At 48.3% G+C, this 13,331-nt stretch carries 7 protein-coding genes; 2 read left to right on the forward strand and 5 right to left on the reverse strand.

Going from position 1 to position 13,331, the window contains the following annotated elements; translation table 11 throughout:
- Positions 1 to 18 precede the first annotated feature (18 nt).
- The 5 genes from AB3Y94_RS10180 to AB3Y94_RS10200 form a co-directional block, all read right to left on the reverse strand.
- Complete coding sequence (locus tag AB3Y94_RS10180) at positions 19 to 561, reverse strand: hypothetical protein (RefSeq protein ID WP_367296119.1); 543 nt, start codon at positions 559 to 561, stop codon at positions 19 to 21.
- 200 nt (positions 562 to 761) lie between these two features.
- Positions 762 to 1,163 (reverse strand): transglycosylase, encoded by a 402-nt coding sequence (locus AB3Y94_RS10185; protein ID WP_367296120.1) that lies wholly within the window; start codon positions 1,161 to 1,163, stop codon positions 762 to 764.
- Positions 1,164 to 1,448: 285 nt separating this feature from the next.
- On the reverse strand, positions 1,449 to 2,276 hold the full coding sequence (locus tag AB3Y94_RS10190; RefSeq protein ID WP_367296121.1) for an undecaprenyl-diphosphate phosphatase: 828 nt from the start codon (positions 2,274 to 2,276) through the stop codon (positions 1,449 to 1,451).
- Between the two features lie 186 nt (positions 2,277 to 2,462).
- A complete protein-coding gene (locus AB3Y94_RS10195; protein ID WP_367296122.1) occupies positions 2,463 to 3,347 on the reverse strand; it encodes a hypothetical protein in 885 nt (294 codons plus the stop codon).
- A gap of 208 nt (positions 3,348 to 3,555) precedes the next feature.
- Positions 3,556 to 4,473: a hypothetical protein gene (locus AB3Y94_RS10200; protein ID WP_367296123.1), complete on the reverse strand. Its 918-nt coding sequence runs from the start codon at positions 4,471 to 4,473 to the stop codon at positions 3,556 to 3,558.
- Between the two features lie 265 nt (positions 4,474 to 4,738).
- On the opposite strand from AB3Y94_RS10200, the gene nudC reads away from it, so the two are divergent.
- Entirely contained in the window at positions 4,739 to 5,560 is an 822-nt protein-coding gene (gene nudC / locus AB3Y94_RS10205) for an NAD(+) diphosphatase (RefSeq protein WP_367296124.1), read from the forward strand.
- A gap of 971 nt (positions 5,561 to 6,531) precedes the next feature.
- Positions 6,532 to 13,236, forward strand: a complete 6,705-nt coding sequence (locus AB3Y94_RS10210; protein ID WP_367296125.1) for a phosphodiester glycosidase family protein — start codon at positions 6,532 to 6,534, stop codon at positions 13,234 to 13,236.
- The last annotated feature ends 95 nt before the right edge of the window (positions 13,237 to 13,331 follow it).

Consider the following 13,331-nt stretch of genomic DNA (forward strand, 5'->3'; position numbering starts at 1 on the left):
ACCCTTTTCTGTTGCGGTTTAGTTGTGATGGTTTTTAACAGTGAGATTAGGCACCATCTGCCGAACAGCCCGTCCCTTGTGATGTTGACTGATAGTTGCTGCAATTTTAGTTAATCTGGTAGCCTGAGTCATATCCTTGCTAAAAGAGTGGACGATGAAGCTGTTGTAGGTGACCGTTTGCTTAGCGGTGAGTTTAAAACGGTTGGGTTCAAGATTTTTGTCCTGATCTGTCGTGTTTTGGTCGGGCCAGACAAGATATTGGGGGTGGCCGTGGTGGGGGTAAACTTCAACTTGCCAACCAGCCTTAAAGTCGGAAGCTTCTTGCCATCGTTGTAACTTGGTATATTTCAAGGCGTAATAAATGATGGCGGCGTAACGGAGTTTTTCGTGTTGTTTGAGCTCGGTCACGGTGAGAAGGTTGTTGGGGCGTTTGGGTTTGTTAGGTTTTGTAGTTGCTGTGGTAGCTTGGGTCGGCTGGTGCTGCTGATTTAAGGCCCAACCGCCGCCCAGAAGCAGGAGTACCAGTAAGATTAGACTTCCAAATAGTAGTGATTTTTTCATGATAAACGCGCGTCCTCTTTGACTGTTTTCCTCTAGCTTACGAGACTTGGTCGGATTGGACAACTTAAGTTGTGGTAAAGAAAGATGATTAAAGTGTCATATAATCGGTACTTATAGGATTCTGAGGCACTCTACCGGCCTATTTTAGGATGAAAAAACCGATCAAACGTTGAAATAAACGTTCGATCGGTTGCTTGTGTTTAGTACCAGTGATGATGTTGCCAGAATGACTTAGCCTTAGTCCAAGTCTTGTAACGATTCTTCACGTACTTGTTAGCGGTCTTTTCTTGGTTAACAGCTGAGAGGTCACCGTGCAGGTAAGACTTCAGTAATTGGTAGCGGCCGTAACAGTTACCGTTGCGGGCCTTGTAACTGTAGCGAGATTCGCGGAAAGCAATCCACTTTTTGGCAGCTTTTTGCTTCTTGGATAACCCGGAGTTGATTTTAGAGATTTTCTTTTTTTGTGAGGCAGATAATTTCTTGGCTGCTTGGGCAGTCGTCGGTTCTTGGTTAGTCAGACTTGACGTCACATCGGTAGCCATACCGAAGGCGAAGCCGAAAAGTAGTAATAGTGTTGCAAATTTGATTTTTAGTTTTGACATATTTTATTTAAACACTCTTCCTATTCCGTATAATCTATGCTACTAGCATACCCGAGGAGTGTTGCAATTAGATTACTAAGCAGTTAAAAGGGCGTCACATAAGATTAAATAATATTTCAAGGGAATGGTCGACATACTTAAGCGTACAAGTTATTTATAAGTAACAGTACGGCGTATTGCCGGTCTGATGCGGTTTGGACCACAGCTTAATAATTAACGGGATAATAAATGATTGTAAAACAAGATTTATCAAATTTGCGACACTGTGGCTTAACTTGGTGAATTTTACCGAAAAAAGCCAAAGTAACCAATGACAATGATTCCCAAGATAATCCGATACCAACCAAATAATTTGAAATCATTATTCCGAATATACCGCAAGAGAAACTTGATCGATAAAAAGGCCACCACGAATGAAACAATGACGCCAGTGAGGAGTACGATGAGTTGACTACTGGTAAAGTGGTTGCCGTGCAGAAAGTATTTTAGAATCTTTAAGGAAGAGGCACCGAACATCGTGGGAATAGCCAGAAAGAAGGAAAATTCGGTGGCCACATAGCGTGAGGTTCCCAGCAGGATTCCCCCTAGAATGGTTGCACCGGAGCGTGAGGTTCCCGGTACCATGGCCAGAACTTGAAACAGACCGATCCAGACGGCCATGCTCATGGGCAGGCGGTTGAGATCGTCAAAGCGAGGACGTTGGTGTCGATTGTAAGTTTCGATGATAATGAACAAAATCCCATAGATAATCAAAGTTGTGGCGATAACCTGCCAGTTGGTCAGGTGAGCGTCCATCCAGTCATTTAGGGGGAGTCCCACGATGATTGATGGCAACACGGCCACAATAACTTTTAACCACAGAGCCCAGGTTTGATGGCGCTGCAAGCTGCTCTTACCAGGAGCCCAAGGGTTCAATTTGTTAAAATAGAGGACTAGGACGGCCAGGATGGCGCCCAGCTGGATGACCACCATGAACATATTGATGAAGGCAGTGGACTCGTTGAGTTTGATGAATTCATCTGCCAGGTATAGATGTCCGGTGGAACTAATTGGTAGAAATTCGGTGACCCCTTCGATGATGCCGAGAATGACAGCTTTAATGATATCTAACACGATTGGTTCTCCTTTAATATGTAGAGTTGCAGTAAGCTCAATCATACAGGATGGATGTAAAGTAGCCGTATTAGTTTGGTAAATGGTTAGTAAACGTTTAGTCAGGCAGAGAAAAAGGTCCGGGAATAATCCCAGACCTGGTTGCTGTATTTAATCGCGTTAATTATCTGCGGGCATACGCTACCTTTAGTTGAAGCCGCCGCCAATTACCGTGTAAAATTGCATTTTACCAATGCTATAGGTGCTGGCGATAGCTGTATCATCAGCGTACGAATTATCTTCGTAAGTATACGGTTGGTGGCGATTCTTCAGAGCCACCTTGTATTGGAATTTACCACTCTTAGCGATACGCTGACTAGGAATCCCAACGGGTTTTACCTTCGTAAACAGGTTAACCGTCGCGCCCTTCTTAGTGGCTTTGGTAATTTTGATACTCTGGATTGGTTTGGTTGCGTGCATGACGGACCACGTGTAGTCGGTATCCGTAAATGGATTGTAGCTGGTAAACGTCTTTTTGGCGGCAGGAAAGTATTCAAGGTAGCCGTCGGATGTCACGGTGACCTGATTGTATTTATACGTCGCTAGCTGTTCAATGGCTTTTAAGCCACCACTTAAATAAGCGCCTGTTCCGTACGCCGGAGCGTAGGTTGGTCGGGTAATCTTAGTTGCCTGAGTCGTTTTGATCTTGAAGGCAAGTTCTCCATCACCAGCGACGCCCTTAGTAGGGATACCTTTCTTCTTTAAGCCATAGCTGATGGTGTTGTAGCGAGCCTCTAACCATTTACCGTCCTTCTTGGCAGCAACAATGGTACCTTTAGGCAGGGTAATGGATTTGGTAACCGTCCCACCACCAGACGTTTTGGACATCATAATGGTGGCCTTGGTCTTGCTCTTCAAGCGGTAATAGGTGTTGTGAAATGAGCCAAGTTGTGACTCGGTATCGTGGAGCCAGCCGTTACCAGAAATGGGACTGACATAGGGCGGTTCCGACGAATTGGCGTGGGCGGTAAGGGTTCCCAGTGAGCCTGCTAACAGGCCAAGGGCAAGTAGGGTCGTTAGGTGTCTTTTCATAGTCGTTTTCCTCCAATAATGTTAGCCACAGCATAGCATGTTCGTTCGCTGGAGGATACCTTAATCGTATCGACCCGATAAAGGAATGGTCCGGTTATTAGGAAAATTATTCAACCGTTTTCCTGGTCAAATGACACCAGGAAAACGGTTAGGCGTTAATTGCTAACTAAAAAGGCCGACAACTTTTGCTAGTTGTTCGACCTTTCATCTATATTTCACTATTTTCAGAAGATACCCGGACGCGGTCTGCCACTTGATGGAAGATGACGACGGATCCCAAGAAAAAGCACGAAGCTAATGTAGCCGCAATGGGCAATGTGTGAAACATGTTGGCCGGTAAGACCAACGCCAACAGTGGAAACGCGTACGCTGCCGGCAACTTGATGCGTAAGAGTTGTAGCAGGATAAAGACTAGTGGAAGGGTGACTAACGCCGATAGCAGCCAGGATGCTAATATGAGGTGAACTAGCACGCCCAAGGTGGCGGCACCACTCAACGCCACGATGTGTTTTAGCGCCAATTTTCCGCTATAGTTAGACATCTGGGAAACTTCAAAGAAAACCACTAATACGGGTGGAATTCCAGCCATTTGAGGGAAACCGGCAAGCCAAACTGCGGCGACCCAGATGCCGGCAGCTAGACTGAAACCGAGCATGTGTTGCCAGTGCAGCGGCTGTCCACCGGGCAACCCCCGGTAATGGCCCTGAAGCAGAACTCCCAGCATGAGAATCAATGTGAACGTGAAGATGGCCAGGATAAATGACCAGTGTGTGGCATTGATAATAATGGGTAGAAGTCCCGTCGCAAAGGATGGCGCCAGCGTGGAACGCAAGAGATTGAGTAGAATCAAAATAAGAATCAGCGTTAGTAAGACTTTTTCGGCGTACCCGATGGCCAGTTGATTCACTAGGAACCCAATGACAGCAGTTCCGGAGGGTGCTAGGAAAATCTTGGATGGTTGGGCAATCCAGGTGGGGTTATGGTAGATCCACATACCGGCAGTTAGCGCGCCAATTTCTGGTAGAATGATTTCATAGTCGTTCAGCCAGGTGGCAATGGCGACCATGAACAGGACTAAGGCAAAGCCAATGAGATAGTCCCGCAATTCAGGTTTGGACAAGTGCATGGGACAGGGGTCCTCCTTTAGTTAGAGATATGTTATATAAAATTCGAATTTTAAAGCATGCGTTTTAGATTATAGCACGTTATTTAATTATTTTCAGGTGTCAGTCTTGTGAAAACGTTGCCAGATAAGGGAAAGCATGGCCGATCATGGCGGCACAAGTCAATTAACTGATGGCCGTTTTCAGAAATATATCAATAATAAAGACAAATTAAGCGTATACTATGAGTCATCAAAACAAAGACTTCGAAGAGAGTTGGGTGTCAGTATGTTTCAAGATATTAATCCTAAGGTTTTTGACAATCACTATGACCAACGTCGCGCTCCAATTGGGACGGATTATGTGGTCCTTTACCACAACCGCGAAGCCATTTTACACGACGGAACATTGCCTCGTTATCAGGAGGTGGCTGCCAAGTGGCAACTGCCCGAGACGGCGTACACGTACCTTTTCTCGGTAGACCAGACGGCGTTTTACCTAGTGGCCGGGCAGGTGTCAGAAGATGCAGCCTACCAGTATGTTGAAACGCGTCGGTTTACCCAATTGACGCCAAGTTGGTTGGCCTTCGCTGCTGCTACGGCTGCGCATCTGGGCTGGTGGTACGAGACCAATCAATTCTGTGGTCGCTGTGGTCACCGGATGGAACAGGACAGCAAGGAACGGGCCCTGCGTTGCCCCCAATGTGGCCAGTTGATTTTCCCTAAGATTTCGCCAGCCATTATCGTGGGTGTCACGGATGGTGATAGTATTTTAATGACCAAGTTCTTGACGGGGTATAACCGGTATTCACTGATTTCAGGCTATGCAGAGATTGGTGAAACACTAGAGGCAACGATTGCCCGTGAGGTCCACGAAGAGGTGGGACTATCCGTTCATAATATTCGCTACTATGGCAGTCAGCCATGGGCGCCTTCTGAGTCTCTGTTGGTGGGCTTCTTTGCTGATCTGGACCAAGAGAAGTCGATTCGATTAGAGCATGACGAATTAGCCAAGGCTCAGTGGTTCAAACGGGAAGAAATTCCGCATGACGACACGGCACGGAGTCTGACGTGGAAGATGATCGAAGCGTTTCGGAATCGTGAGGTTTAAGATGTAGGCTAACAGTAGACGTCCGGCGACAAAGGCCATCTGGGAAGATTTCCAGATGGCTTTTTTGATTTGCGGTGTCAAAAAACGTACGCCAGAAAAAAGTGGTGATTGAGTTAGTAACTGACTAAAGGTTGACAGTTCAGAAACCGTTATCAAGCCAAGGATAGTAAGACATTGTAGACTTGAAATTAGTCTCACCAGTCACCGAAGGCGGTCAGAGATTCCACCTGCTGTGGGGAACGCCTACGGCCTGAAAAGCGGTTCTTCGACTCGGCTTGAAGCCTGGAAAAACCGCCAGTCTCCAAACACGTCCCATGCTGTAAGCCAAAAATCGGCTAACACCGTCGACACAGCTGGCTCCATCTCTGACCGCCTCCGGTTAAACGGGTTCTTGGAAAAATCGGCTAGCTTAAGTTCCTGAATGACAGCACTTACTCAATATTATTATCGCTCCAGTAGGTAGCCGCGAGTGAGTCAAATTTGTACTCAGCCGTGGGATTTTTAAGTGGGTTTCTTGAAAATGGCGACTTGAAGACGTGCTTTGCGGCTTCAAGCGAGGGGCAAGATGTCCTGTCCTTCCCACCGCGTTCTGGTCCAAATTTGGCGAACGGTAAGGCGGCAATTTCCTACTATGTCTGACTAAATCTGAACACCCAATCCTGGTTGTATCAGTCATAGTGGGTGTTTCAGTTAGATAACTGATAGTTAATTGCTGCGACTATTGTTTCCACTAGGTCAGCCACCGTAGTATATGAGTAATTATGAATGCCCATACAGAAAGCGGTGCGATATTGTCGCTTTTATAAACATGTAAAGGTTCTGTAGACAACTTGTACAGACTTCGTAAGGTCTCCCATTTCTGACTGAAAATCAGGTAGACTTCTTTTCAAGCGCTCCACCAGCAAGAAAAAGTTGTAAAAACAGAAACATTGCCGCTTGATGCCTGACAACCAGAGAGGATTAAAGATACAGTGACTAAACGAAGAAGACAATTACGGGCAACGCTCGCAACTGCCCTGGTCCTGACACCGCTGATGACCCCAGTGGCGCAGGCTAATACGCTGACTCACCAGATTTTATCGGCTAAGGTGGCCACTAAACAGACCAAGGATGGCCAACCAGTTAACGTTAAGGCCAACACGATTGAGGAGACCAAGAATCAGTTGGCCGCCGGAATCAGTGAGGAAAAGGTGACCTACAAGAACACCAAGGGTGACCGGACTGTGATGCATACCGTGTCCGTGGATCTCAAGGAAAAAACGGCGGGCTTGTATGCTGGTACGCCGGATGATGGGAAAGACTTTGGCCTGCAAACGGTGCGGGATGAAGCCAACGCGGCCATTAAGAGTGGCCATCAAGTTGTAGCCGGTTTGAACTCAGACTTCTTTAACATGGGGACCGGAGAACCGTTAGGCAACGTGGTTAAGGACGGCGTGGAAATCCATGCCACAAAGCCAGATAGTGGTGAATCCTTCTTTGGGGTAACTAAAGCTGGCGAACCGTTGATTGGGAGTCAAGCCGACTATCAGGCTAAGAAGGGTGACTTAAAACAAGCCCTCGGTGGTCTGATTATGTTGGTCAAGGATGGCAAAGCTTTGAATCCTGGCACGCAGGTCGGTGGTGAGTTTGCGGCGCGTTCAGCTGTTGGGATTCGGGCGGACAAGTCCGTTTTCTTTGTGACGATCGATGGTAAGCAATCGCCGTATTCTAACGGGATGACACTGGGTGAATTGTCACAAACCATGAAGGACCAAGGGGCCGTCGATGCCTTGAACCTCGATGGTGGGGGTTCGGCGACGTATCTGTCACGGACACCGGGGGACACGGGCTTGAGCTTGAAAAACAAGCCTTCTGACGGTGAAGAACGAAAGGTGGCCAACAGTTGGCTGATTACCACGACGGAAAAGTCTGATCACACGTTTGATCGGGCCCAGGTCACGCCTAAGGATACGGTCTATACGCCCAACGCGACGGTCAACTTTACAGCCAAAGGGGTCGACAAGGCAGGTTACGACGCTGCTTTACCAGATAGTGCGACGTGGACGTTAGCCGATTCTAGTTTGGGTGATCTTGATGCAAAGACCGGTGTCTTCAAACCTAAGGGCAAGCTAGGTGACGTCACGGCGAACTTGACTGTGGGTGACAAGGTCGTAGGAAGTGCCACGATTACCATTGCCAAGCCGGATTCAGTTGAGTTTTTAAATAAGAAATTGAGCATGAAGACGGACGTCACCGAATCGCTGGGAATGAAGGTCCGGTATAAGGGTCGCGACGTGAACTTATCAGATGGTGATATTACGTGGGATTTCCCTAAGGAATTGGGAACCATCGATGCCCAAGGTAACTTACACACGGCTGGTAAACACGCTAAGGGAACGGTAAAGGCTACCGTTGCGGGGACTGAGATCTCACAATCTGTTGACGTTGAGATTGGTCAGTTGCCAACGGTGCTGTATGATTTTGAAAAAGGACTCGGTGACTGGAAGGTCAGTGGTTCAGGTCGAGGTGAAGCCAATGAATTAGGATTAGCCGAACCTGGTAAGGGTCAAGTTCGTTTCGGCGATCACGCCTTAGAGGTTAAGTTTGACCTGACGCACGGACAAGAGGGGACGACCCTGGGGGCTTACGCTGGTCCTGGGGATGCCAAGGAAATCCCTGGCGCACCAACTGCTCTAGGGATGTGGGTTTACGGCACACCAGAATCACAAGGCTTGTGGTTACGAAGCCAAATTTACGATGCCAAGGGCACAGCCAAACCATTAAACTTTACCGACTCTAAAACGGGCATCAACTGGCTGGGCTGGAAGTACGTTGAAGCGCCAATTCCAACGAGCTATCAGGGACCATTTAAGACATTCCCTAAGCAAGTCGTTCGGGTGATGGCGCTTAAGGCTGGTAAACCTGATGGTGCGCCGATGACGAAGGGTAGTATCTTCGTGGATAACATCCGCGCCGTTTATGGGGCCAACGTTGATGACTTAAAGAGCCCAATTGTGGATGATATTTCCGTGGCGGATAAGACCTTCACGAAGCAAGGGATTACTATCACTGCGAAGGTCCACGATGACCAGGATGATTCGAACATGTCTGGTATCGATTGGAAAAAGAACAAAATCTACATTGATGGTGTCGACCGGACCACGGATAGTACCAAGTACACGTTTGATCCCGATGGGACGATGACGTTACGTGGCTACCAATACAGTGATGGCATTCACCACGTAAAGGTCGTCGTCTACGATAAGTTTGGGAACCGGACTGACAAGGACACCTACTTTGAAATGAAGTCCGGCAACAAGACGGGCATTTCCTTAGGAAAAATTAAGGGCGATACGGCGCAATTGGGTGGTAACGCGACGTTTGAGTTGACGGCCGATGATTTAACCAACATCAAGAATGGTGACTTTACTATTCAGTTGGGCAAGGGTTTCCCAGTCAAGGGCGTGAAGTTTGCAAACGATTCTAAGGACAACACCTACGATTACGATGCTAAGACTGGTGAACTAAAGCTGCATATCAAGGACACGCAGGGTAGTTCCGCGGGTAAAGACGTTCTGGCTCAGGTGACCGTTGAAACACCAGCCGAAACGGAAAATGGTACCTCACTGACATATCAGTTGACGAGTGGCAGTGTGACGTTCAATGATACTAGCAACAATGCTGACATGATCAACACCGTTTCTTCCCGACCCAACAAAGCCAAGATTCAGTCTGATTATCAGCTGAAGGTTGGTCAGTTGATCGTCGGTAAGGCCGGCAGTGTGACCGTTGTGGATGGTCAAGATAACCCGGTTACGGGTGTGGAATTAGCCATGGCCAAGCCTGGTGAACCAGCCGAAGTTATCGGTAAGACTGATGACAAGGGAACGTTGACGAGTGATAAGCTGTCGGCTAACGCTGGTAAGTTTAATTTAGTTGCCACCAAAGGGATGCAACGCAGCTTTAAGACACTGGTCCAAGTATTCACGCCAGCTAAGACTGACACGCCGTCTAACCTGCTAGCCGGATCCACGCAAGATCCAGCAACGCAAAAGACTATCACCTGGTTTACCAATCCGGTAACGGATACTAAGGACGCTATCATGCAAGTGGCCACTGACGAAGCGTACAAGGTGGACCACGAGAAGGCGTTCAAGGATTACCAGGGTGAGCAGAAGACGTTTACCTACGTGAGTGACGGTAAAGCCATCCGGGTCAACAGTGTGACGGCTAAGGAATTGAAGCCGGGAACCGAGTATGCTTATCGCGTGGGAAATGGTGACAAGTGGTCAGACATCCGACACTTCAAGACGTTGACGGATACCGACAAGTTGAGCTTCAACGTGTTCGGGGATACTCAGGTCAACTCAGCCTCGCAATTAGCTGATTTTGACAAAATTGTGGATCGCTTGGAAAAGGATGAAAACCGACCTGACTTTGCCCTTCACGTAGGTGACTTTAACGATGACCAAGCCATCTTTAACGAGGCCGACGTCACGTCTGAAATGTTTAATAAGCACAAGGTTTACGATTCCTTGGACATGATCCACGTGCTTGGTAACCACGAGTACATGGGGGATGACGGGAGTAAGGCCACTGCCATGCTTGGAACGCCGGGCCATAACGGAGCGCCGGTCAACAAGAAGGGGACTTACTCAGTCGACTATGGCAACGTGCACATCGCTTCTCTGGGGTGGACCGACAACGTTGAAGAAATGAAACAAGAATTGGAGTGGTTGCGTAAGGATATGCAGGCGTCTAATAAGACCTGGAAGGTCGTTGCGACCCACCAACCACCGTACAATAAGAACCCAGCCGATTCACAGTCCTCAATGTTCCACAACATGCTGCCACCGGTATGTGATGAGCTAGGCATTGACGTGGTCTTCAGTGGCCATGATCACTCCTATGGGCGAACGAAGCCGTTAGTTGCTGGTAAGGAAGACAAAGCGAAGGGGACAACCTACGTAGCTGCCGGTCATACCGGGGACAAGACGTATGACATCTTGCCAAATGAGCCAGAAGCTTGGGACTACATCCAGAAGCAAGAGGATAAGAATCAGAAGGTTTACCTGACAGTTCAAGTTGATGGTCAGAAGATGAAGTTGGTCACGAAGGACGTGGATGGCAAGGTCGTTGATCAGGCTGAACTGAGGGCCCACAACTGGAACCTAGCTGCGGCTAAGGTAGCCCTGGGCCGTAAGTTGGCTGAAGCCAAGAAAATTGACCTGTCAAAGTACACGGCTGAGAATAAGGAAGCCTTCCAACATGCCTTGACGACCGCAGAACTGATGCTGAATAATGATGCATTTACTCTGGCAACCATCGATTCAATGATTACTGACGTGGATAATGCCAAGGACAACTTGGTAGCGGATAAGACCCAGCTGAATGCGACGATTGTCGCGGCTGAGAAGCTGGACCTAAAGCGGTACACACCTGAGAGTCGTGACCGTTTCACGCAAGCATTAAGCGAAGCAAAGACCATTTCCGAAGACAAGAAGGTTACCGCTGAAGAGGTTGCCAAGGCCAATTCACGATTGACTCAAGCACAAGCAGCCCTTGAATTGGACAAGTCCACGTTGAAGCAAAAGCTGACTGATGGCCAAGCCATTGACTTGAAGAAGTACACAACGGATAGTCAGGAACCTTTCAAGGCAGCTTTGGCTACCGCAGATAAGGTTTTGAAGGATGGCAAAGCGACGGTTGAAGACATTGACAGCGCACTTGATGGTTTAGCAAAAACGCAGGCTGCATTGGTTCCAGACAAGGCACCGCTGGCAAAGAAGGTTAAGGCGGCTGAGACAGTCGGGTTAAAGAAGTACACGGCCGATTCGCAAGCAGTCTTCAAGCAAGCCCTAGATGAAGCTAAGCAGGTCTTAGGTAAGGCGGATGCCACGGTCAACGAGATTGACGCAGTCACTGCCAAACTGGTTGCGGCTCAAGACGCCTTGCTACCAGATAAACTGGAACTTGGCAATATGGTAAAAATCGCCAAGCACGTTGATCTGAAGGGCTATACCGCTGACAGTCAGGCACCTTTCAAAGCAGCACTTGCTACAGCTGAAAAGACCTTGGCTGATGCGAAGGCGTCCGTTGACGATATTGAGGACGTACTGGCTGATTTGATCAAGAAACAATCTGCGCTGGTTCCAGACAAAACAGAGCTTGAGAAGCTGGTTAAGGTAGCTGAAGCAGTTGCCTTAGATAAATACACAGCTGACAGTCGAGCCGCCTTTAAACAAGCTCTGGCAGATGCTAAGCAGGTCTTGGCTAAGGATGATGCTACGGTCAATGAAATTTCAGCAACTAGGGTAGCATTAGACCAGGCACAGACAGGGTTGACGTTTGATACTGCCAACCTTAAGGCGGCAATTGATTCAGCCAAGCAGGTTGATTTGAAGAGCTATACGGCCGATAGTCAAGCCGCCTTCAAGCAAGCGCTGGATGCGGCCCAAGCAGTGCTGGCAGATTCTAAGGCAACAGGTAAGGCTATCGACAATGCGATTGCTAACCTCGCCAAGGCCCAGGCAGCACTTAAGCTGGATAAGTCGCAGCTGAAGCAAAAGGTCACGGTAGCTCAGGCAGTCAACTTGAAGGATTACACGGCTGACAGTCAAAAGCTGTTCGTAGCCGCTCTGGCTAAGGCTGAGAGAGTGCTGGCAGCTGAAAAGACGACGGTTGCTGAAATTGAAGGTGCGCTGACTGATTTGGCCCAGGCTCAGTCGAAACTGACACGGATCACACACATTAGTAGTGGCAACGCTGGCGCCAGTCATCAAACCGATGATAAAGTCGATAAAGCAGCGTTGAAGCAAAAGTTAACTGCAGCTAAGGCAATTGACTTGAAGGGTTACACGGCTGATAGTCAAACAGCCTTCAAGACGGCACTGACTCAAGCGGAAAAGGTCTTGGCCGATGCGAAAGCGACCGCTACGGATGTTACAACCGTGTTGACGGCTTTGGCCAAGGCCCAAACTGATTTGAAGACGGAAAGTCCCGTCATCTCTGAAGGTGCTGGTGACCAAGTTGAAACGACTAAGCATCCAAGTAAGGTCGTTGCCATCAAGGGCTTAGCGTTGTACCGTAAGCCAACCTTCTCCAAGGCAAACCGGTTAGCAACGTTTAAGAAACAATCACAGATGCGCCAACCTGAGTTCAAGGTATTGGGTGCGACGACCAAGGGTGGTCACGTCCGGTACCACGTGCGGGATATTAACCGTCATTCAAAGACATACGGCAAGAGTGGTTACATCACGGCGAGTGCTAAGTTCGTTCAGAATGCTGAGTACCAAAAGGCACCCAAGGTTCTGACGGTGATCAGTGCCAAGGGGCTGAAAGCTTACGGCAATGCTAAATTGACAGGTAAGGTCAAGCACGCGTACCGTCAAGGCCAGATTCTGAAGGTGAAACGCATCGTGACGCAGAAAGCCAACGTGCGTTTCCAACTGACAAATGGTCAATTCATTACCGCTAACAAACAACAGGTCCAAGCTGGGAAGCATCACCAAATGAAGCGCGTGACCACGAAACAAGGTCTCAACCTTTACCGGGATGTGAACTTGAAGCATAAATTGCGCCACGTTGCGCAAGCCACGAGCTTGAAGGTTACTGGCTGGGATTACTCCAATAAGGGTGTTCTGCGTTATCACGTCACTGGTGGGTACATCACCGCCAGTCAAGCCTTTATTAAGTAACCCGTAACGATGAAGCAAACGACAAGCTAAAGCAATAGACGACGCCGGATTTTTACCGGGGTCGTCTATTTGTTTTCTCACAATAAAGGGTATAC

The sequence above is a fragment of the Levilactobacillus yonginensis genome, assembly GCF_964065165.1.
In the GTDB taxonomy this organism is placed as follows: Bacteria; Bacillota; Bacilli; order Lactobacillales; family Lactobacillaceae; genus Levilactobacillus; species Levilactobacillus yonginensis_A.